21 protein-coding genes are annotated in these 19,933 nt (G+C 64.5%); 7 read left to right on the top strand and 14 right to left on the bottom strand.

Annotation, left to right across the window (positions count from 1 at the left end):
* The first annotated feature begins 94 nt into the window (after window positions 1-94).
* Complete coding sequence (locus GDN70_RS03040) at window positions 95-784, top strand: YggS family pyridoxal phosphate-dependent enzyme (protein WP_028139366.1); 690 nt, start codon at window positions 95-97, stop codon at window positions 782-784.
* Between the two features lie 52 nt (window positions 785-836).
* On the opposite strand, the gene GDN70_RS03035 is transcribed toward GDN70_RS03040, so the two are convergent.
* Window positions 837-1,622 carry a 2-keto-4-pentenoate hydratase gene (locus GDN70_RS03035; protein ID WP_152102140.1) on the bottom strand — a complete coding sequence of 262 codons (786 nt, stop codon included), beginning with the start codon at window positions 1,620-1,622 and terminating at the stop codon, window positions 837-839.
* A gap of 6 nt (window positions 1,623-1,628) precedes the next feature.
* A complete protein-coding gene (locus GDN70_RS03030; RefSeq protein ID WP_173015743.1) occupies window positions 1,629-2,198 on the bottom strand; it encodes a L,D-transpeptidase in 570 nt (189 codons plus the stop codon).
* A gap of 203 nt (window positions 2,199-2,401) precedes the next feature.
* Between GDN70_RS03030 and GDN70_RS03025 the strand changes: the two genes are divergently transcribed.
* Entirely contained in the window at window positions 2,402-3,088 is a 687-nt protein-coding gene (locus GDN70_RS03025; RefSeq protein ID WP_007598630.1) for a response regulator transcription factor, read from the top strand.
* A gap of 58 nt (window positions 3,089-3,146) precedes the next feature.
* Window positions 3,147-3,590 carry a cyclic nucleotide-binding domain-containing protein gene (locus GDN70_RS03020; protein WP_018323556.1) on the top strand — a complete coding sequence of 148 codons (444 nt, stop codon included), beginning with the start codon at window positions 3,147-3,149 and terminating at the stop codon, window positions 3,588-3,590.
* 50 nt (window positions 3,591-3,640) lie between these two features.
* Here the strand turns inward: GDN70_RS03020 and xth are convergent, their stop codons facing one another.
* From xth to GDN70_RS02975, 9 genes are all read right to left on the bottom strand, one after another.
* Entirely contained in the window at window positions 3,641-4,456 is an 816-nt protein-coding gene (gene xth / locus GDN70_RS03015; protein ID WP_038974763.1) for an exodeoxyribonuclease III, read from the bottom strand.
* A gap of 153 nt (window positions 4,457-4,609) precedes the next feature.
* On the bottom strand, window positions 4,610-5,365 hold the full coding sequence (locus tag GDN70_RS03010) for an outer membrane lipoprotein carrier protein LolA (protein ID WP_028139362.1): 756 nt from the start codon (window positions 5,363-5,365) through the stop codon (window positions 4,610-4,612).
* Between the two features lie 151 nt (window positions 5,366-5,516).
* Window positions 5,517-7,994 (bottom strand): DNA translocase FtsK, encoded by a 2,478-nt coding sequence (locus tag GDN70_RS03005; protein WP_038948671.1) that lies wholly within the window; start codon window positions 7,992-7,994, stop codon window positions 5,517-5,519.
* 9 nt (window positions 7,995-8,003) lie between these two features.
* Window positions 8,004-9,218, bottom strand: coding sequence for an aminotransferase class I/II-fold pyridoxal phosphate-dependent enzyme (locus tag GDN70_RS03000; RefSeq protein WP_028139360.1), 1,215 nt, complete (start codon window positions 9,216-9,218; stop codon window positions 8,004-8,006).
* Window positions 9,219-9,499: 281 nt separating this feature from the next.
* Entirely contained in the window at window positions 9,500-9,904 is a 405-nt protein-coding gene (locus GDN70_RS02995; protein WP_152102138.1) for a GFA family protein, read from the bottom strand.
* A gap of 218 nt (window positions 9,905-10,122) precedes the next feature.
* Window positions 10,123-11,571, bottom strand: a complete 1,449-nt coding sequence (locus GDN70_RS02990) for an ammonium transporter (protein ID WP_028139358.1) — start codon at window positions 11,569-11,571, stop codon at window positions 10,123-10,125.
* A 38-nt stretch (window positions 11,572-11,609) separates the two neighbouring features.
* A complete protein-coding gene (locus GDN70_RS02985; protein WP_008142813.1) occupies window positions 11,610-11,948 on the bottom strand; it encodes a P-II family nitrogen regulator in 339 nt (112 codons plus the stop codon).
* A 310-nt stretch (window positions 11,949-12,258) separates the two neighbouring features.
* The gene (locus GDN70_RS02980) at window positions 12,259-13,560 is read right to left on the bottom strand and encodes an ammonium transporter (protein ID WP_038948672.1); all 1,302 of its coding nucleotides are present in this window, start codon (window positions 13,558-13,560) and stop codon (window positions 12,259-12,261) included.
* 134 nt (window positions 13,561-13,694) lie between these two features.
* Window positions 13,695-14,033, bottom strand: coding sequence for a P-II family nitrogen regulator (locus tag GDN70_RS02975; protein WP_018323564.1), 339 nt, complete (start codon window positions 14,031-14,033; stop codon window positions 13,695-13,697).
* Between the two features lie 248 nt (window positions 14,034-14,281).
* Between GDN70_RS02975 and GDN70_RS02970 the strand changes: the two genes are divergently transcribed.
* Together GDN70_RS02970 and GDN70_RS02965 are read left to right on the top strand one after the other, a co-directional pair.
* Window positions 14,282-15,175 carry a DUF4339 domain-containing protein gene (locus tag GDN70_RS02970; RefSeq protein ID WP_152102137.1) on the top strand — a complete coding sequence of 298 codons (894 nt, stop codon included), beginning with the start codon at window positions 14,282-14,284 and terminating at the stop codon, window positions 15,173-15,175.
* 46 nt (window positions 15,176-15,221) lie between these two features.
* Complete coding sequence (locus GDN70_RS02965; RefSeq protein WP_371731600.1) at window positions 15,222-16,055, top strand: DUF4339 domain-containing protein; 834 nt, start codon at window positions 15,222-15,224, stop codon at window positions 16,053-16,055.
* On the opposite strand, the gene tesB is transcribed toward GDN70_RS02965, so the two are convergent.
* A complete protein-coding gene (gene tesB, locus GDN70_RS02960; protein ID WP_018323567.1) occupies window positions 16,052-16,915 on the bottom strand; it encodes an acyl-CoA thioesterase II in 864 nt (287 codons plus the stop codon). The two genes, GDN70_RS02965 and tesB, sit on opposite strands and share 4 nt — an antisense overlap.
* Window positions 16,916-17,053: 138 nt before the next feature.
* Between tesB and GDN70_RS02955 the strand changes: the two genes are divergently transcribed.
* On the top strand, window positions 17,054-18,274 hold the full coding sequence (locus GDN70_RS02955) for a ubiquinone biosynthesis hydroxylase (RefSeq protein WP_038973003.1): 1,221 nt from the start codon (window positions 17,054-17,056) through the stop codon (window positions 18,272-18,274).
* A 205-nt stretch (window positions 18,275-18,479) separates the two neighbouring features.
* Here the strand turns inward: GDN70_RS02955 and GDN70_RS02950 are convergent, their stop codons facing one another.
* Both GDN70_RS02950 and GDN70_RS02945 read right to left on the bottom strand, forming a co-directional pair.
* Window positions 18,480-18,677 (bottom strand): Trm112 family protein, encoded by a 198-nt coding sequence (locus GDN70_RS02950; RefSeq protein ID WP_152102136.1) that lies wholly within the window; start codon window positions 18,675-18,677, stop codon window positions 18,480-18,482.
* Between the two features lie 124 nt (window positions 18,678-18,801).
* Entirely contained in the window at window positions 18,802-19,332 is a 531-nt protein-coding gene (locus GDN70_RS02945; protein WP_028139352.1) for a TetR/AcrR family transcriptional regulator, read from the bottom strand.
* Between the two features lie 93 nt (window positions 19,333-19,425).
* On the opposite strand from GDN70_RS02945, the gene GDN70_RS02940 reads away from it, so the two are divergent.
* Window positions 19,426-19,776, top strand: coding sequence for a hypothetical protein (locus GDN70_RS02940; protein WP_152102134.1), 351 nt, complete (start codon window positions 19,426-19,428; stop codon window positions 19,774-19,776).
* Window positions 19,777-19,933 lie beyond the last annotated feature (157 nt).

Here is a 19,933-nt window from a genome sequence, read left to right as displayed (position 1 = left end):
CCGTTGGCCAAGGTAAAGCGAAGGGTTCAAAAACTCTTTCTTGAACTCGGTAAAATTGGACTTACCTCGGTCAGGATCACAGCCAAGCGACGTCATGACAGAAGCCAACGCCGCGCCGGTAACCGGCCATTCACCAAACGCGCTCGCCGCGGTCGAAGCCGAAATCGCCCGCGCCTGCAAGGATGCGCGACGCGATCGCGCCTCCGTGACGCTGATCGCGGTGTCCAAGACTTTCGCCGCAGATGCAATTACCCCGGTTATCGACGCCGGACAGCGCGTATTCGGCGAGAATCGGGTGCAGGAGGCCAAAGGCAAGTGGCCTGCGTTAACGTCTGTTTACTCGGGCATCGCGCTGCATCTGATCGGACCGCTGCAATCCAACAAGGCGAAAGAGGCGGTCGCGCTGTTCGACGCGATCCATTCGGTCGACCGTCCGAGCATTTGCCAGGCGTTAGCCAAGGAAATCGAATCCCAGAACAAGCACCCGCAACTCTTCGTCCAGATCAACACCGGCGAGGAGCCGCAGAAGGCCGGCATCGCGCCCGGCGAGGCCGACGCCTTCCTCGCCAGCTGCCGCGACACCTATGGGCTGACGATCTCCGGATTGATGTGCATCCCGCCGGTCGACGAGCCGCCGGCGGCGCATTTCGCGCTGACCGCCAAGATCGCCGCGCGCAACGGCTTGACGAATCTCTCGATGGGCATGAGCGCGGATTTCGCCAATGCCATCATGCTGGGTGCCACACATGTACGCGTGGGCAGCGCGATCTTCGGGCACAGGTAGTTGTTGTCGTCCCTGCGAACGCATGCGTTCGCAGGGACGACCATGAGGCTACTTACACAAACCCCACTGACACCTTCCCCAGCACGCCAAAGTCCGCCGCGAAATGATCGCCGGCCTCGATCGGCAGCGGCGGATGGCACGTGCCTGTGGTCACCACCTCCCCCGCCCGCAAGGTCAGTCCAAGCCCGCGCAGCTCATTGGCGAGCCAGGCGAGCGCGGCGCGGGGGTCGCCGAGCACGTTCTTACCGTGGCCGACACAGCGCTCGCCGCGCAGCGTGATCTGGGGCCGCTCCTCGACGAGATCCATCGCACGCCAGTTCGCAGTCGTCGCCGCGCCCAGCACGAACAGATGCGCGCAGGCATTGTCGGCGATCAGCTGCGCCTCGCCCGCTCCAGCGAAATCGGCAAAGCGCGAATCGGGAATCTCGATCGCAGGATGGAAGGTGTCGACCGCGGCGAGCACCTCATCGACGCTGTAGGGCGTTGCACGCGGCGCCAGATCGCGTCCCATGCGGAAGGCGAATTCAGGTTCGCCGACGCGCATCTCGTTGCCCTTCATCGACGCAGTCCCGCCATCGGCAATCACGGTGTCGCTCATGATGCGACCGGCGAGCGGTCCCGTGACATTGATGTGCTTCTGTCCTGATACGCTCGTGGCCGCGATCTTCCAGCCGAACAATGTCCCGGGCGACAATGTTTCGAGCCCGGCCTGGATGGCGTAGCCCTCCGTGCGGCTCTGTGGCCGCAACCGCGGCTCCAGCGCGTCAAGCTTGGTGCCGTCGCGCCAATGTTGAACGAGCACGCGCGAGGCGGCTGCGATCTGATCCCTGTCGAGCATACGTCCTCACCCGATGATGATTCTTGTTCTTGGTCCCAATCGCCGCAGCAATTGCAGCATCGCAGATTTCGTCATGGAGACGCAGCCCGCGGTCGGGCCGAAATTGTCGCGGGCCAGGTGCAAAAATACCGCGCTGCCGCGGCCGGCGACCCGCGGTCGCGTGTTGTGGTCGATTTCGATGATGAAGTCATAGAGATGGTCGGCACGCTTGAGCCGGTCACCGCCGTGCCCCTCGTCGAGCCGGATTCCCTGGTTGTAATGGCGATCCCTGGGATCCTCGCACCAGGCGTCCTCTCCGGTGATGATCCGGGCCGGCAGGAAGCTCTGCGGACGGCTGTGCCGGTCGCCCCGCCACCACAAGCGCTTGGGACGGAAGCTGCCCCTGGGGGTGCCGCCGTCGCCCTCGCGCTTGTTGGCCAGGATGCCGCCCCGCCCCAGCGCAACCGGTATGGTCAGCGATCCCGCCGTCAGCCAGCCTCGGCGCGGATTCCCGGCCGCAGGCTTAACGCGGATCGCAGAGAGCGGTCCGGCGCTTCGATTCTTGGTGTAACCAACTGAAGCTGCTTTATTTTTCATGTGAACGTGCAATGTCGAATTCATTACAGGACATTCATCAAACCGGCCTGCTATTCTGAGTTAGAGTGCTTCCGGCTTGTGAATCGGTAACAGCCCACTACTTCAACACGAACAACAATAATAACGGCGACCCCTAAACTTCCCCTCACGGCTGGGTGCAGCATGGATGCGCGCCGAGCCGGACCCCAAAAGGATGACCCCCTATGGCCAATGCCCGCAAGATCCTGATCGTGGATGACGATACCGATCTGCGCGACACGTTGGTGGAGCAATTATCGCTACACGAAGAATTCGAAGCCTCCGCCGTCGATACCGGCGCCAAGGGCGCGAGCGCCGCCAAGGCCAATGCCCCCGATCTCGTGCTGATGGATGTCGGCCTGCCCGACACCGACGGCCGCGAGGTGGTCCGCTCGTTGCGCAAGGGCGGCTTCAAGGCCCCGATCATCATGCTGACCGGGCACGACACCGATTCCGATACGATTTTGGGGCTCGAATCCGGCGCCAACGACTATGTGGCAAAGCCCTTTCGTTTCGCCGTCCTGCTGGCCCGCATCCGCGCCCAGCTGCGCCAGCACGAGGCCAGCGAGGACGCGGTGTTCTCGGTCGGCCCCTACTCCTTCCGGCCCGGCTCCAAGATGCTCACCGCCGCCAATGCGCGCAAGGTGCGGCTGACGGAGAAGGAGACCGCCATCCTCCGCTTCCTCTACCGCGCCGGCCAGATGCCGGTTTCGCGCGAGACCCTGCTCCAGGAGGTCTGGGGTTATAATTCCGGCGTCACCACCCACACGCTGGAAACCCACATCTACCGCCTCCGCCAGAAGATCGAGAAGGACGCCGCCAACCCGGAAATCCTGGTCACGGAAGCCGGTGGCTACAAGCTGGTGCCGTGATACGCTCGAAGGGCGTGCGAATCGTTTTAGATCGCATGCCTTTGAGCCTCGGATCTGAATGTCAATTGACGACGACGTAGCGCTTCTCGAGCGTGTCCCGACATTGCGCCTGTTGGGAGACGCCTCGTTGCGCATGCTGGCGATCGGCTCCGAGCAGCGTAACTTCGTCCGCGGCGATACCCTGTTCAATCTCGGCGACGACGCCGATGCCGGCTTCGTGGTCCAGCGCGGCGCCTTCCGGGTCGATGACGGCGCCGGCGCCGAGATGATCGCCGGTCCCGGCGCGTTGATCGGCGAGCTCGCGCTGGTGGTGCCGATGAAGCGGCCGTCGAGCGCGATCGCGCTGGAGCACTCCTCCGTCATCCGCGTCGCACGCAGCCTGTTTCAGCGCGTGCTCGAAAGCGACCCCGCCGCCGCGGTTCGCCTGCGCGACGAGTTCGCGGTGCGCTCCAGCCAGATTGCCAGCGATATCCTGATGGCGGGTGCGAAGCTGACGTCGTGAGCTTGCTGTCATTCCGGGCGCGCGACTTCGTCGCCCTGGAATGACAGACGCTACACCTCCAGCGTCACCGTGACAGGCACGTGGTCCGACGGCCGCTCCCAGCTCCGCGCATCGCGCAGAATCCTGAAATCGCTGACCGCATCCTTCAACGCGCGCGAGACCCAGATGTGATCGAGCCGGCGGCCGCGGTCGCCGACGGTCCAGTCGGCGGAGCGGTAGCTCCACCACGTATAGACTTTTTCCGACATCGGAATCCGCTCGCGTGCGACGTCGACCCATTCGCCGGCGGCCAGCGCGGCCTGCAGCTTTTCGGTTTCGATCGGCGTGTGCGAGACCACCTTCAGAAGCTGCTTGTGCGACCACACGTCGTTCTCGTGTGGGGCGACGTTGAGATCGCCGACCAGGATGTGGCGATCCTCGCCGCGCGGATGCAGCGGCTCGCACGCCTTCATCTCGTCGAGGAAGCGAAGCTTGTGGTCGAACTTCTCGTTCAGCGCGGGATCGGGAATGTCGCCGCCGGCGGGGACATAGAAATTATGCACCACCAGCGGCTTTGCGATACTGGCCTTCTCGCCGAACGATACGGAGATGTGACGCGAATCCAGCTTGTCGCAGAAGGTGCGGATATCAGTCGATTCGAACGGAATCTTCGAGACGATGGCGACGCCGTGATAGCCCTTCTGCCCGTTCAGCGCGACGTGCTCGTAGCCGAGCCGCCTGAAGCGCTTCAGCGGAAAGGCATCGTCGATGCACTTGGTCTCCTGCAGGCACAGCACGTCCGGCCGCGCGCTCTTGAGGAATTTCGCGACCAGATCGATGCGCAGCCGCACCGAATTGATGTTCCAGGTTGTCAGGGAAAAACGCATGAGGGCTGCGTCTTAGCATGGATTGCCGTGGGAAAATGCTTGTCCACAGGCGGGGAATCGTAGGGTGGGTTAGCGCAGCGTAACCCACCTCTTTGGTCTGCGCGGTGGCAGCGGTGGTGGGTTACGCCTGCGGCTAACCCACCCTACGCACCGTCAACCCGGTGCCGGGCCGTAATTGGTGAAATCGATCTTGAACATGCCGGGATCGAGCTTCTTGCTCGAGTCCAGATTGTAGACCGCGATCGTGGTGTCGTAGCCCTGCGGATCGGTGACGGTCCACTGCTTCAACTGGCCGTCCTTGGCGCCGAACATCAGCAGGAGGCGGCTGGTGCCGACCAGCGCCTGCTTCTCCTCGATGGTGACGCTGACGAAGACGTCGTCGGCTGAGACGCCAACGACATTGGTGTCCTTCATCAGGTCGATGCGATCCGACAGCAGGAAACGCAGCGGCGTCTGCGACAGCGGATAGACGTCCTGGGTCGCGAGCTTGCGGTCGCGCACCACCAGCGAGGATCCGTCTGCGACGATGTCGATCGGGCTCGGCGCGTCATATTCGAAGCGCACCTTGCCAGGTTTCTGGATGTAGAAATCGCCTTGCGTCTTGCTGCCGTCGGGACCGACCTGGACGAAATTCCCGACCAGCGTCGACAGCGACGACAAATAGGCACTGACCTTGGCCGCCTGCGCCTTCTGGTTGGCATCGAAGGTCTGGAAGATGCTGCTCGGCACGTTGCGGCGCGGATCCGGGATCACCGGATTCGGCGGCGTCTGAGTCGCTCCGGTGACTGCGGGCCCGCCGGGGGACGCTCCGCCGTCGCGGCCCTTCGGCGCGGGTTTCGGCACCGGAACGTTCTGCGCGAACGAGGACGCCGTCACCATCGCAGCGGTGACGAGAAGCACGCCGGCCACGCGCGCGCCTCGCGCAGCGATGGTGGCAGCGAATCGAATGTCCGGATGTCTGATCAACGCGTCGTCCTAATGTGGCTGGGCGTCTTTTAGCGTGATTTCGGGCAAAAGCAGATAACGATTTCGCGTGAAATGATGTCTGGAGGCGGCTGCCTCACATATGGCTGTCTTCTTCCTCGACCAGAATCTCGCGCTTGCCGGCGTGGTTGGCGGGTCCGACGATGCCTTCCAGTTCCATGCGCTCCATCAAGGATGCGGCGCGGTTATAGCCGATCTGCAGGCGCCGCTGGATGTAGCTGGTCGAGGCCTTGCGGTCGCGTTTGACGATCGCAACGGCCTGCTGGAAGAGGTCGCCGCCGCCATCGCCACCCATGCCGGTGGCGTCGAACACCGCACCGTCCTCGTCCTCGGTGGGCTCTTCGGCCGTGACGGCCTCGAGATATTCCGGCTGGCCCTGCGTCTTGAGGTGACGCACCACCTTCTCGACTTCCTCGTCGGAGGCGAAGGGTCCGTGCACACGGCTGATGCGGCCGCCACCGGCCATGTAGAGCATGTCGCCCTGGCCGAGCAGCTGCTCGGCGCCCATCTCGCCCAAAATGGTGCGGCTGTCGATCTTGGACGTCACCTGGAAAGCGATGCGGGTCGGGAAGTTCGCCTTGATGGTGCCGGTGATGACGTCGACCGACGGACGCTGCGTCGCGAGGATCACGTGTAGGCCGGCGGCGCGCGCCATCTGCGCGAGGCGCTGCACCGCGCCTTCGATGTCCTTGCCGGCGACCATCATCAGGTCGGCCATTTCGTCGACGATGATGACGATGTAGGGCAGCGGGTCGAGCGAGAGCTTCTCTTCCTCGTAGATCGCCTTGCCGGTTTCCTTGTCGAAGCCGGTATGCACGGTGCGCGTCGGCTCTTCGCCCTTGGCCTTCAATTCGAGCAGGCGCGTGTTGTAGCCGTCGATGTTGCGCACACCGAGCTTGGCCATGTTCTTGTAGCGCTCTTCCATCTCGCGCACGGCCCATTTCAGCGCGACCACCGCCTTCTTCGGGTCGGTCACGACGGGCGTGAGCAGATGGGGAATGCCGTCATAGACGGAGAGTTCGAGCATCTTCGGATCGACCATGATCAGGCGGCACTGGTCCGGGCGCAGCCGGTAGACCAGGCTGAGGATCATGGTGTTGATGGCGACCGATTTGCCGGAGCCGGTGGTGCCGGCGATCAGCATGTGCGGCGTGCGCGCGAGGTCGATGATCACAGGATCGCCGCCGATGGTCTTGCCGAGGCAGAGCGGCAGCTTCGCCACCGTTTCGGTGGCTTCCTTGGCGATCAGCAGCTCGCGCAAATAGACCTTTTCGCGATGCGCGTTCGGCAGCTCGATGCCGATGGCGTTGCGGCCGGGCACCACGGCGACGCGCGCCGACAGCGCACTCATCGACCGCGCGATGTCGTCGGCGAGTCCGATCACGCGCGACGATTTGATGCCGGGCGCCGGCTCCAGCTCGTACAGCGTGACCACGGGGCCCGGATTGGCTTTGACGATTTCGCCGCGCACGCCAAAGTCCTGGAGCACGCCTTCGAGTGAACGGGAATTGGCTTCCAGCTCGGCCTTGCTGAGCGGCTGGCGATCGCCGGCCTTTGGCGCGGCCAGCACGGAGACGGACGGAAGCTCGAACTTGTCGGAGGATTTCTTGGCAGCAGCCTTCGGGGCAGCCTTCTTGCGCGGGGCGCGCGCGGCGGGCTCCTCCTCTTCCTCCTCGTCTTCTTCCTCTTCCTCGTGCTGATCCTCGTCGTCCTCGTCCTCGGACTGCGGCGAGATCGAGGGCGCGGCGCGGCCGCCGCCCAGATTCGGCTCTTGGCGGCTGAACGCCACGGCCTTGGTCTTCGGGCCGCTCGAGACCAGCGAGCGGTAAGCGGCACCACAGAGCCAGATCAGCCGCGCCTTCGTGCTCATCAGGGCATGGAACAGCCAGCCCAGCGACACAGAGCCCCGATCGTTCTCCTCGTCCTCGTCGAGCGGCTTGTCGTCGTCCTCGATCTCCGAGAGCTCGTCGTCGTGCTCGCGGGCGCCAAGACCGCATGCGATCAGGAAGGTCGCGGCCATCGCGGCAAACAGGATCGTGCCCAGCACCACGCGATAGATCGTGCCGGCCGGCCCGAAAATCACTGCGGGCGCGCGCACGAGCGCATCGCCGACCACGCCGCCGAGGCCGGTCGGCAGCGGCCATGCGCCGCCATGCGGCCAGCAGCTGACGAAGCCTGCCGCGATCACCGTGCAGAGAATCCAGGAGCCGAGCCGCAGCGCCTCGCGGTCGAATGCGCGGTGGGTCATCATGCGCCAGCCCCAGACCGCGACGGTCAGAACCAGCATGATGGCGCCGAGCCCGAGGATCTGCATCGCAAGGTCGGCGCCGATCGCGCCGGCATAACCGAGAATGTTGCGGATCGGCCTTGAGGTCGCGTGGCTCAGGCTGGGGTCCTGCACCGACCAGGTCATCAGCGCTGCCGAGGCAACGCCCGACAACGCGATCAGGCCGAAGCCGGTGAGCTCGCGCACGCGCCGAGCCAGCCCCTCGCGGATCGAGGGCGGCAGATGGCCGACCAGTGGAATGACACGTTCGATTGTCGACATGCTCATGGGCCCCACCTAACCCAGAGTCTCGACCAGCCGGTGCAACGCCTGCGCCGTGGTCTCGCCATCCTGCACCAGCGCCAGGCGAATGTAGCCTGCGCCGGGATTGAAGCCGTCGGGCTGCTGCCGCGCCAAAAAGCTGCCGGGCACCACGCGCACGCCTGCTTCCTTGAACAATTTCAGACACACCGACACGTCGTCACCGATCTCGGACGTGTTGAGCCAGACGCAAAAGCCGGCGTCGGGCCGTCGGTAGCCGTAGCGGTTACCGATGATCTGGTCGGCGAGATCGAACTTGATCCGGTAGAGCCTGCGGTTCTCCTCGACATGCGCCTCGTCGCCATAGGCAAAGGTCGCGACGTGCTGGAGCGGCACCGGCACCTGCGGCGCGGCGATGTTGCGCAGCTCCAGGAACATGCCGATGAACTTCTTGTCGCCGGCGGCGAAGCCGACGCGCAGGCCCGGAAGATTTGAGCGCTTCGACAACGACTGGAACGCAGCCACGCGGGTGAAATCGGGGCCGGCGCATTCGAGCGCACTGCCCGGTGCTTCGCGGGTGTAGATCTCCGAATAGCACTCGTCGCTGAGGATCATGAAGCCATAGCGATCGGCGAGGCTCTTCAGCCGCGTGAAGTAGTCACGCGAGGCGACCGAGCCCTGCGGATTGGCGGGCGAGGCCAGATAGAACGCCACCGTGCGTGCCAGCGTCGCCTCGTCGATGGCGTCGAGGTCAGGCAGGAAGCCGTTCTCGACGGTGGTCGGCAGATAGACCGGCTCGCAAGCTGCGGCACCCGCGCCGGCGCCATAGACCGGATAGAACGGATTCGGCATCAGGATCGCCGGTTTGCCGGGGCGCGGGCCGACATAGCGGACGGCCGCGATCGCGGCGAGGAACAGCCCTTCGCGGCTGCCATTGAGGACGAGAATCTCGCCCTTGGGGTCGAGCGGCCGCGGCAGCTTGAAGCGCGACGATAGCCAGCTGCTCGCGGCTTGGCGGAACGGCTCGGTGCCCTGGTTCATCGGGTAGCGGCCGAAATCGGCGATATGCTTGGCCAGCACCGGGCCGACGAAGTCAGGCACCGGATGCTGGGGCTCGCCGACCGCGAGCGAAATCAAGGGCTTGCCGGGTTGATGCGGCGCCAGCAGCTCGTTGAGCCGGACGAAGGGCGAGCGTTCGGTGTCTAGGCTTCCACCTTCCAGCGGCGCACGGGATGAAGCGGTCATGACCATTCTGGGCGCCAGCACTCTTGGAACAGCCGGTCGCGCGAAGGCACCGGCGGGAAGCGGTTCAGTTCACCATAGATAGGGCGAGGTTAAGACGCGATTAACCATCGGCCGCCGCCTCCGTCCAGAGCAGGAATAATGAGGCCGGATAACAACGGGATGCGAGGCCGCTCGGGGGGCGCGTGGCCGGGCTTGTCCCGGCCATCCACGGTCTGTTTGCTGCCGCGTCGAAGAACGTGGATGCCCGAGCCAAGCCCGGCCATGACGAGCTTCGCAAGTCGGGCGCCTCAATGCCCCGGAAGCTTCTCGAACGTTGCCATCCCCGCCGGGATCGCATGAGACTCCTGCATGTCGCAGGTGTAGATCGCCATCTGCGGCTGGAATTGCTTTGGCTCGTCCAGCGTGCCGACCTTCAGGATCGCGGCTGGCAGCCCGGGAGCCCTGGTCACCAGATGCGTGCCGCATTCGGCGCAGAATTCGCGCGTGACGGCGCGTTCGAGATCCTTGCGCGTGAACTGCTTGGGCTGCCCCAGGATGTAGCTGAAGCCGGCCACCGGCATCGCGATGAAGGTGTTGGGCGCGCCGCCCGAGATGTACTGGCACTCGCGGCAATGGCACTGGGCCTGCATCATCGGATCACCTTCGGCCACGTAGCGCACTTCGCCGCAATAGCATCCGCCTTCCAAACGCATGACGACCTCCCCGATTATTGTTTCTTGTGGTCGATATTTCTGCGCCGCCGGTGCGGAATGGCAATCCTTTTCTTCGCTGCGAAATCAAAGCACCCCGCCCAAAAAGAAAGGGGCTCCAACTTGCGCTGGAGCCCCTCAACGGTCAGGGCATTGCCGGGTATGTGCCCGAACCGTAGTTCTGAGCGCGATCTCCGGGGAGACCGCGCCCGGGAGGAGACTTACATGTTGTAGGCGCGCTCGGTGTGCTCGGTGATGTCGAGGCCTTCACGCTCGCTCTCGACGTTGGTCCGCAGGCCAACGATCACGTCGACGACCTTGTAGAGGATCGCCGAGCCGATGCCCGACCACACCAGCGTGGTGCCAACGCCCCAGAGCTGGGCGATCATCTGCGCCGCGAAGTCGTAGTCGCCGACCTTCGGCGGGATCGCGGTGTAGTCCATGACGCCAGCGCCACCGAGGGCGGGGTTGACGAGAATGCCGGTGCCGATGGCGCCGACGATGCCGCCGACGCAGTGCACGCCGAACACGTCGAGGCTGTCATCGTAGCCGAGCGCGTTCTTCACGACGGTGCAGAAGAACAGGCAGACTACGCCGACGATGAGGCCGAGGACGATCGCGCCCATGACGCCGGAGTAGCCGGCCGCAGGGGTGACCGCCACGAGGCCCGCGACCGCGCCGGAGATGACGCCGAGCACCGACGGGTGACCCTTGATGATCCACTCCGCGAACATCCACGACAGCGCGGCGGCTGCGGTGGCGACGAAGGAGTTGGTCATGGCGAGCGCAGCGCCGCCGTTGGCTTCCAGGTTGGAGCCGGCGTTGAAGCCGAACCAGCCGACCCAGAGCAGCGAGGCGCCGATCATCGACATGGTCAGCGAGTGCGGGGCCATCAGCTCCTTGCCGTAGCCGACGCGCTTGCCGATCAGGAGAGCGCCGATGAGGCCTGCGATGCCGGCGTTGATGTGCACCACGGTGCCGCCCGCGAAGTCGATCGCGCCCTTCTTGAAGATCCAGCCGGCGTCGGCGTTGAGCTCGTCGAGCTTGGCCTGCGCCGCGGTCTTCGCGGCCGCATCAGTGGCAGCAGCGAGCGCCTTGGCCGCATCCTGGATCAGGTCCGGACCCTGCCAGTACCAGACCATGTGCGCGATCGGGAAATAGATCAGCGTGACCCAGAGCGGGATGAACAGGGCGATCGCCGAGAACTTCATGCGCTCGGCGAAGGCGCCGACGATGAGGGCGGGCGTGATCGCCGCGAAGGTCATCTGGAAGCACACATAGATGAGCTCCGAGATGTTGGCGTCGACCGAGAAGGTCGCGGCCTTCGTATCGGTGGTGACGCCCATCATGAAGGCCTTGGAGAAGCCGCCGATGAAGTCGGAACCGCCGGTGAAGGTGAGGCTGTAGCCGTACACGGCCCAGATCACGGTGACGACGCAGACGGTGTAGAACACCTGCATCAGGACGGAGAGCATGTTCTTGGAGCGGACGAGACCGCCGTAGAACAGCGCGAGGCCGGGGATGGTCATCAACAGCACCAGCACTGTCGATGTCAGCATCCAGGCGTTGTCTCCCTTGTTGACCGTTGGCTCGGCGTAGGCTGCGGTCGCAGCGAACAGGCCGACTGCGAGAGCCGCCAATCCCGCGCCATAGGGACGCTTGAACGTCATATTATTCACTCCTGATTGGATAAAGGTTGAGCGCGAAATCAAAGGGCCGCGGCATCGGCCTCGCCGGTGCGGATGCGCACCGCGTGGTCGAGGTTGATGACGAAGATCTTGCCGTCGCCGATCTGTCCGGTTTTCGCGGCGGACGTGATGGCGTCGATGGTCTTGTCGACCTGGTCGGAGGCGACAGCGACCTCGATCTTGATCTTGGGCAGGAAGCTCACGGCATATTCGGCGCCGCGATAGATTTCCGTATGGCCCTTCTGGCGGCCATATCCCTTGACTTCCGTCACCGTGAGACCGTGAACGCCGATGGCGGTCAGGGCGTCACGGACTTCTTCCAGCTTGAATGGCTTGATAATCGCCATAACAATTTTCATGGGTCCTATCCCCGCTTGGGCCCGGTCCGGACGTGGCCGGGCGTTCTCGACTGGTTCGCCACGAGGGAGAAAGTTCACTACGCGGGCACAGCCTGGACCCGTAGAATCAAATGCCGTGCCAGATCGGGCGCGGTACCTAACGGACTATGAAAACGGGTGTTTTCGCGGTGGACGGGCATTGCTGTGCAGTGCGCTATTCCGTCGCGCCCAAAACGTGGTCAGGCCTGCTCAAAATGCGAGCATGACAGGCTGCCGACACAATATTGCTCATGCGTCGGGCAGCTCAGAGGTAATTACGTAGCGCCGACGCTTATTGCAGGGCTTCGCCGTGCTGCGAAATATCGAGCCCCTCGAGCTCGTGCTCACGGGATACGCGCAAGGGCACGAACAGGCCGACCAGCTTGAGCAGGATGAAGCTCACGCCAGCCGACCAGACGAAGGTGACGGCGACGCCATAGAACTGGATCAGGAACTGCTGCGGGTGACCCTCCAGCAGGCCGGCGGTGCCGCCGATGGCGCTGGTTGCAAACACGCCGGCGAGCAGGGTCCCGGTCAGGCCGCCGATGCCGTGGACGCCGAACACGTCGAGCGAATCGTCATAGTTGAAGCGGTGCTTCAGCCAGGTGCAGGCCCAATAGCAAATCGCACCGGCAATGATGCCGATGACGATGCCGTGCCAGGGCGCCACGAATCCGGAGGCCGGCGTGATGGTGCCGAGCCCGGCAACCGCGCCGGAGATCATGCCGAGCACGGAGGGCTTGCGCCGTGTCGACCATTCGATCGCGCCCCAGGTCAGCGCACCGGCGCAGGCGGCAAGATGGGTGGCGATGATCGCCATCACCGCGCGTGAATTGGCCGCGCCCGCCGAGCCGCCGTTGAAGCCGAACCAGCCGACCCACAACAGGCCGGTGCCCATCACCGCGAGCGAAAGATCGAACGGCGAGAGATTTTCGGAGCCGTAGCCGTGACGGCGCCCCATCACCTTGGCGGCGACGAGGCCAGCGGTGCCGGCCGACAGATGCACCACGAGGCCGCCGGCGAAATCCAAGACGCCCATGCTATTGAGGAAGCCGCCGCCCCACACCCAATGCGCCAGCGGAATGTAGACGAAGATGAACCAGGCGACGGAGAACAGGAGATAGGCGGAGAACCGCATCCGGTCGGCGACCGAGCCCGCGACCAGCGCCACCGTGATGATGGCAAACGTCATCTGGTACAGCATGAACAGCGATTCCGGAATGGACTTCGCCGCCGGGTTGACGCTGTCCATGGTCATGCCGGCGAGAAACCAGCGGTCGAGCGTGCCGATCCACGGGCCGTCGCCAACGAAGCACAGCGAATAGCCGAACGCGACCCAGAGAATGGAGATGATCGTCACCGCGGCGAGGCTTTGCGCCATGGTGGCGAGCACGTTCTTCTTGCGCACCATGCCGGAATAGAACAGCGCGAGCCCCGGGATCGTCATCATCAGCACCAGCGCGGTGGCGACGATCATCCAGGCGGTGTCAGCGGTGTTGATCTCGGAGGCCGCGGCGCGCGCCGGCGAAGCCATGATCGACACAAGTCCGATCGGCGCAGCCATGGCAGCTGCGCGGCGCAAATATCCCGCCATGTCGTTCCCCCCAGCATAGAACTACGTCGCACGCTGTGGCGTCTTTGCCCGGCGCGATCGAAGAAGATGTATCAGGGCGTTTTCGAGCGAAGCGGATACCGCTTCGCGCCGGGAAAACGCGTCAAAACAAAGATCTAGAGCGCGTCGCTGTCGGTTTCGCCGGTACGGATGCGCAGCGCGTGGTCGATCGGCGTGACGAAGATCTTGCCGTCGCCGATCTGCCCGGTGCGCGCGGTCGAGGTGATCACGGCGACCGCCTTGTCGGCGACGTCGGAGGCGACCGCGATCTCGATGCGCAGCTTCGGGAGGAAGTTCACGACATATTCGGCGCCGCGATAGATCTCGGTGTGGCCCTTCTGCCGGCCATAACCCTTCACCTCGGTCACGGTCATGCCGTGGACGCCGATCGCCGTCAGGGCCTGGCGGACCTCATCGAGCTTGAAGGGTTTGATGATCGCGACGACGAGTTTCATGGTCAGGCCTATTCCCCGGGATGCGCCGCGCCGTATGTCCCCGGCGCAGCGTCAATCTGGCATCTTTCCGGGCAAATGGCATAAAAAAGTTGCAGACTGAAGCGGAAAAACGTTTGGCCAAGGGCGGCCATGTGAACGGCCGCCTCTGTACAGGGCAGCCGTTCATCCTTCACAATGCATTTTTGGCATGGATGCGGTGAACCCAAGCGTCCCGGCCGGTACAAACGTATGTTTGAGGGGGACGCTTCATGGCGAGTTGGTTCTACGCATCCGAGGGCAAGCAGCAGGGGCCCTTTCCGGAAGGGCAATTCCGCGATCTCGTCGCCCAGGGCGTCGTGCGTCCGGACACGCTGGTGTGGTCCGAAGGCATGGCTGGCTGGCAGAAGGCTGTCGAAATACCCGGCCTGATCGGCGGCGGTGGTGCGCCCCCGATGATCCCGGCCGGCGGCCCGCCGATGATGGGCTCCGGTGGCTATGCCGGCGGCGGAGGCGGAGGGTCGCTGTCGGTCGATTTCAGCATTCTCGAGTTCACCTGGCGCACGCTCGTGCTCGTGATCGGCTCGTGCTTCGTCATCCCGGTGCCGTGGCTGTTCGTCTGGTACACGAAATGGATCGTGCCCTGCATCAAGGTTCCCGGACGGCCCAATCTCAGCTTCACCGGCAACGCGATGACGCTGGTGCCCTGGTTCTTCGGCTTCATCGTTCTGGCGATCGCGCTCGGCTTCGTCGGCAGCCAGCTGCTCTCCAATCTGCTGTTCATCGTCCAGATCGTGCTCTACTGGCTGCTGATCAAATGGATGATCGCAAACCTTGCTTCCAACGGGCAGCCGCTCGGTCTCAGCTTTACCGGTTCGGTCTGGGCCTATATCGGCTGGAACCTGCTGTTTGCGATCTCCATCATCACCGTCATCGGTTGGGCCTGGGTTGCCGCGGCCCAGATGCGCTGGTTCTGCCGCAGCATCGAAGGCACGCGGCGCGAGATCGTGTTCAAGGGCAGCGGTCTCGACATCCTCTGGCGCGGCATCGTGGCTGCGATCCTGTGCAGCCTGATCATCCCGATTCCGTGGGTGTATCGCTGGATCATGAACTGGTTCGCGTCGCAGACCGAGCTCGCTCCGCGGGGCGCGCAGTCGCGCATGTAACGGCTGCTGGCTTTCGGTAGCGAGCAACCAGGATGTCCAATCGAATCTGGTTCACGCATCTGAAGGCCAGCAGAAGGGTCCGTTTCCGGAGGCGCAGTTTCGCGATCTGATCGCGCGGGGAATCGTGCGATCGGATACGCTGGTCTGGGCCGAGGGGATGACCGGCTGGCAGAAGGCCGGCGCGGTCCCCGGTCTCGTGCCCGGCGCATCACCGGCGGTGGCTTCGAGCGGCGACGCGCGAGGCCGGCTGTCGGTGGACCTGCCGCTGTGGCCGTTCCTGGGATGGTGCATCCTGCTGGTGGTCGGCAACGCCGTCGTGGTGCCGGCTCCCTGGATCGCCACCGGCTACTACCGCTGGCTCTTCCCGCGCGTCCACGTTCCGCAGCGGCCGAACATCGGCTTCACCGGACAGGTCGGCGATATCTGGTACGTCTTCGTCGCGCTTGCGCTGGCGGGCTATGTGGGTCTCGTCCACGGCCTCTTTCAGCTTGCGACGATTCCGCTCCAGGCCTTCCTGTCCTGGATGGTCATGCGCTGGGTGATTGCCAATCTCAGCTCGAACGGTCAGCCGATTCCGATGACGTTCGACGGGAGCCCCTGGGCCTTCATCGGCTGGCAGCTCCTGATGTTCCTCGCCATGTTCACGATCATCGGCTGGGCCTGGGTCATGGCCGCATGGATGCGCTGGATTTGCCGAAACATCGCGGGAACGCGGCGCGAGATGATATTCGTCGGCACGGGCCTTCAGCTATTGTGGCGAACCCTCGCATTCGGCTTCGGCTGCCTTCTGATCATTCCGATTCCGTGGCTGCTGCGCTGGTACTTCACGTGGACCATGGCGCAGTTCGAGCTCGTCGAGCGCGCGAGGGCAACGGCTTAGGATTTGCGTTCGCGCACGGAGCCTTCCTGCGCGACGGAGGCGACCAGCGTACCGTCCGGCTTGAAGATCGAGCCGCGGGTCAGGCCGCGGCCGCCGCGCGCGCTCGGCGAATCCTGTGCGTAGAGCAGCCACTCGTCGGCGCGGAACGGGCGATGAAACCACATCGCATGGTCGAGGCTGGCGGGCATCATGCGCTTGTCGAACAGCGTGCGGCCATAGCGTGCCATGATCGCGTCCAGCAGCGAGAAGTCCGAGGCGTAGGCGAGCGCGCACATGTGTAGCGCTGGATCGTCGGGCAGCTTCGCGGCGGTCTTGATCCAGACGTGAATGCGGCCGTCGTCGATCTTCTGGCCGAAATAGCGACCGAGCTCGACCGGGCGCAACTCGATCGGACGATCGGATTCATAGTAGCGGCGGATGAACTCCGGCATCTCCTTGAACATCGGCTGCTTCGCCACCTCCTCCGCCGTGAGCTTCTCCGGCGGCGGCACGTCGGGCATCTTGTCCTGATGGTCGAACGCACTCTCCTCTTCGGCGTGGAACGACACCATGATCGAGAAGATCGCGTTGCCGTGCTGGATCGCGGTGACGCGGCGGGTCGAATAGCTCTTGCCGTCGCGCAGGCGTTCGACCTGGTAGATGATCGGGATCTGCGGATCGCCCGGCAGGACGAAATAGCAGTGCAGCGAATGCGGCAGCCGGCCCTCGACCGTGCGGCAGGCCGCGACCATCGCCTGCCCGATCACCTGGCCGCCGAACACCCGCTGCCAGCTGGTCTTCGGGCTGTTGCCGCGGAACAGATTCACCTCGAGTTGCTCGAGATCGAGGATCGAAATGAGGTCGATCAGGCTTTTGGACATGGAGTGAGCTTTCTCGCCGTCGTTCCGGGGCGGATGCTCCGGAATGACACAATGGGGCCGTTCCGCCCTTGTTTCACCGCACTGTTTCGCCCACCTCAAGTCTGCTAGCAAGACCAGGATTTGATCGGGAATTTGGGTATGTCGGTACAGGGTAGCATTGTCATTGGTGGCGGCGCGTTTGCAGGGCTTGCGCTAGCCCTGGCGCTGCGACAGGGGCTCGGGCCCGAGATTCCCGTCATCGTCGCCGATCCCGCGCTCGCCACCCGGCCAAGCCGCGACCCCCGCGCCACCGCCATTGTGGCCGCCTGCCGCCGCCTGTTCGAGGCGATCGGCGCCTGGGACGACGTCAGGAGCGAAACGCAGCCGATCCTCGACATGGTCGTCACCGATTCCAAGCTGGAGGATGCCACCCGTCCGGTCTTCCTCAATTTTGCCGGCGATGTCGCGCCGGGCGAGCCCTTCGCGCATATGGTCGAGAACCGCCGCCTGATCGATGCGCTGGTGGTGCGTGCCGAGGCCGAGGGCATCGATCTGCGCGCCACCACGGTCGCATCCTACGATGCGCGCACCGAGGGCATCGACGTGACGCTCGGGGACGGCAGCGTCATCGCGGCCAGCCTGCTGGTTGCCGCCGATGGCGCAAGGTCAAAGCTGCGCGAGCGCGCCGGCATCGCCACCCATGGCTGGGAGTATGACCAATCCGGCATCGTCGTCACGGTCGGCCATGAGCGCGATCACGAGGGCCGCGCCGAAGAGCATTTTTTGCCGGCGGGCCCGTTCGCGATCCTGCCGCTGTCGGGAAAACGCTCGTCGCTGGTATGGACCGAGCGGCGAGCTGAGGCCGCGCGGATCATTGCTCTCAGCGACGAAGAGTTTCACGCCGAGCTCGAGCAGCGTTTTGGCCTGCATCTCGGCGAAGTGAAGGCGCTCGACAAGCCGCGCGCCTTTCCGCTGTCCTATTTCGTCGCGCGCTCCTTCATCGCCACCCGCCTCGCGCTGGTCGGCGATGCCGCCCATGTCATCCACCCCATTGCGGGCCAGGGCCTCAACATGGGCCTGAAGGATGTCGCGGCGCTGGCCGAGGTCGTGGTCGATGCCGCGCGGCTCGGCATGGATCTCGGCGCCGCCGACGTGCTCGAGCGCTACCAACGCTGGCGCCGTTTCGACACCATGGCGATGGGCGTTGCCACCAACTCGCTGAACTTCCTGTTCTCCAACCAGTCGACGCTGCTGCGCACCGTCCGCGACATCGGCCTCGGCCTCGTCGATCGCGCCCCGCCGCTGAAGAACCTCTTCATCCGCCAGGCCGCGGGATTGACGGGCGAGGTGCCGCGGCTGCTGAAGGGCGAGGCGTTGTAAGGGGCGCTGGCGCTAATCTCCGCTGTCGTCCCGGACAAGCGAAGCGCAGATCCGGGACCCATAACCACAGGGAGTGGTTTGGCGAAGACTCGGAGTTGTCACTTCGCTCGCAACCGCTCCCTGTGGTTATGGTTCCCCGCGTTCGCGAGGACGACACCGAGTGTGTCGCGCGGTCATCGCGCAACAACGGGCTACCCGCCCATCATCAATCGATCTTGCGCGCCTCTTCCGGCAGCATGATCGGGATGCCGTCACGGATTGGATAAGCCAGCTTGGCGCTGCGCGAGATCAGCTCCTGCTTTGCAGAATCAAACTCCAGCGCGCCCTTGGTCAGCGGGCAGACGAGAATTTCCAGCAGTTTGGGATCGACGCTGGCTTCAGGACGTTCGGTGGACGCGTTCATTGGAGTCTCCGGCAATCGGTTGCCTCTAGCACAGAAATCCGCGCCCGCCCATCGCGGCTGCCAAAGCGTTTTCCGGCGCAGTAGGTTACCGGTTGCGCAAAGAAAATGCGTCAAGATAAAAAATCTACGCGGATACCATCGTCAAGACCTCGTCGAGCAGGGACTGCAGCCGTGCTGCCGGCACCGGCGCGCCTGACAGGGCGAAGCCGAGGAATGTCCAATACAGGATCTGCGCCCGGGCCTGCGCGGTTGCCGGGGTGAGCCCGCGTTTTTCCAGCAGCCCCTCGATATAGTCGAGCCGGCGGCGGTCGATCGCGCGCACGGCCCCTTGCGCGGCCGCATCGAAGGCCGCCCAATTGCGCACCGCGCGTTCGAGCTCGAGCCGCGCACCGAACGACCTCCGTAGCAGCGCCTTGAGCGGGTCGTCGCCGGCGGCTTCGACGTCGGCGATGATCTGCTCGGCCGCGATCTCGCGCCAGCGCTTCAGCACGGTGGCCTGGAACGCGCCGAGATCGGCGAAATGCCAATAGAAGCTGCCGCGCGACACGCCCATGGATTTTGCCAGCGGATCGGCCTTGAGCGCGGTGAAGCCGCTTTTGGCGAGCGCCTTGAGACCTTCCTTGATCCAGTCGTCGGCGGAGAGCTGTTCGGTCATGTCGGGTTCCCGGGGGCCAACCATACACTAGTGTGTTGACAGGCCGCAGGCCAGCGCCTACGTCTCCATACATAACTGTATGGAGAGATGATGATGCGTGATCTCCTGCTGGAATGCGCCGGCCTCGCCACCATCGCCGTAGCCCTCATTCATGGCGTCCTCGGCGAGACCAAGGTCTTCGCCCGTGCCCGCATCGAGCCGGAACGGCTCCGCACCCTGATCCGCCTGGTCTGGCAGACTTCGACCGTGGCGTGGATCGGCGGCGGCGTGTTGCTGCTCGCGACTCCCTGGATGGCGTCCGAGTCGGCGCGGCACTGGATCGTCATCACGCTCGCCTGCGTGCTCGGCTTCGCCGCCTTCGCCAATGCCTGGGCCACGCGAGGCCGGCATTTCGGCTGGATGGCGCTCAGCGCCGTCGTGGCGATGACGGTCGCCGGCTACTGAGCGTCGACGAGCGACGCATGGATGCGTCCCGGCGGAGGCGAAAGCGGCATGGGCTTTGCCGTCAGCCAGGGCGTGCGCGGTCGTCTCCGCTGGGCGGACTGGCTGCAGCGCCACTCACCGGGAATGCGAAGTGCGGCCTAGCGCAATTGGCGAAGTC

Source organism: Bradyrhizobium sp. TM102, from assembly GCF_009176685.1.
Taxonomy (GTDB): Bacteria; Pseudomonadota; Alphaproteobacteria; order Rhizobiales; family Xanthobacteraceae; genus Bradyrhizobium; species Bradyrhizobium ottawaense.
The sequence above is the reverse complement of the archived record's forward strand: the minus strand, read 5'-3'. Positions and strand labels throughout refer to the sequence as shown.

Excerpts from the sequence above, each read along its gene's own strand:
- GDN70_RS02985 (WP_008142813.1), bottom strand. The coding sequence starts at position 11,948 with ATGAAAATTGTTATGGCGATTATCAAGCCATTCAAGCTGGAAGAAGTC.
- GDN70_RS02940 (WP_152102134.1), top strand. The coding sequence starts at position 19,426 with ATGCGTGATCTCCTGCTGGAATGCGCCGGCCTCGCCACCATCGCCGTA.
- GDN70_RS02950 (WP_152102136.1), bottom strand. The coding sequence starts at position 18,677 with ATGAACGCGTCCACCGAACGTCCTGAAGCCAGCGTCGATCCCAAACTG.
- GDN70_RS03005 (WP_038948671.1), bottom strand. The coding sequence starts at position 7,994 with ATGAGCATGTCGACAATCGAACGTGTCATTCCACTGGTCGGCCATCTG.
- GDN70_RS03040 (WP_028139366.1), top strand. The coding sequence starts at position 95 with ATGACAGAAGCCAACGCCGCGCCGGTAACCGGCCATTCACCAAACGCG.
- GDN70_RS03035 (WP_152102140.1), bottom strand. The coding sequence starts at position 1,622 with ATGCTCGACAGGGATCAGATCGCAGCCGCCTCGCGCGTGCTCGTTCAA.
- GDN70_RS03000 (WP_028139360.1), bottom strand. The coding sequence starts at position 9,218 with ATGGTCATGACCGCTTCATCCCGTGCGCCGCTGGAAGGTGGAAGCCTA.
- GDN70_RS02970 (WP_152102137.1), top strand. The coding sequence starts at position 14,282 with ATGGCGAGTTGGTTCTACGCATCCGAGGGCAAGCAGCAGGGGCCCTTT.
- GDN70_RS03025 (WP_007598630.1), top strand. The coding sequence starts at position 2,402 with ATGGCCAATGCCCGCAAGATCCTGATCGTGGATGACGATACCGATCTG.
- GDN70_RS02975 (WP_018323564.1), bottom strand. The coding sequence starts at position 14,033 with ATGAAACTCGTCGTCGCGATCATCAAACCCTTCAAGCTCGATGAGGTC.
- GDN70_RS02945 (WP_028139352.1), bottom strand. The coding sequence starts at position 19,332 with ATGACCGAACAGCTCTCCGCCGACGACTGGATCAAGGAAGGTCTCAAG.
- GDN70_RS02980 (WP_038948672.1), bottom strand. The coding sequence starts at position 13,560 with ATGGCGGGATATTTGCGCCGCGCAGCTGCCATGGCTGCGCCGATCGGA.
- tesB (WP_018323567.1), bottom strand. The coding sequence starts at position 16,915 with ATGTCCAAAAGCCTGATCGACCTCATTTCGATCCTCGATCTCGAGCAA.
- GDN70_RS03030 (WP_173015743.1), bottom strand. The coding sequence starts at position 2,198 with ATGAAAAATAAAGCAGCTTCAGTTGGTTACACCAAGAATCGAAGCGCC.
- GDN70_RS02995 (WP_152102138.1), bottom strand. The coding sequence starts at position 9,904 with ATGCGTTTGGAAGGCGGATGCTATTGCGGCGAAGTGCGCTACGTGGCC.
- xth (WP_038974763.1), bottom strand. The coding sequence starts at position 4,456 with ATGCGTTTTTCCCTGACAACCTGGAACATCAATTCGGTGCGGCTGCGC.
- GDN70_RS02990 (WP_028139358.1), bottom strand. The coding sequence starts at position 11,571 with ATGACGTTCAAGCGTCCCTATGGCGCGGGATTGGCGGCTCTCGCAGTC.
- GDN70_RS03020 (WP_018323556.1), top strand. The coding sequence starts at position 3,147 with ATGTCAATTGACGACGACGTAGCGCTTCTCGAGCGTGTCCCGACATTG.
- GDN70_RS02955 (WP_038973003.1), top strand. The coding sequence starts at position 17,054 with ATGTCGGTACAGGGTAGCATTGTCATTGGTGGCGGCGCGTTTGCAGGG.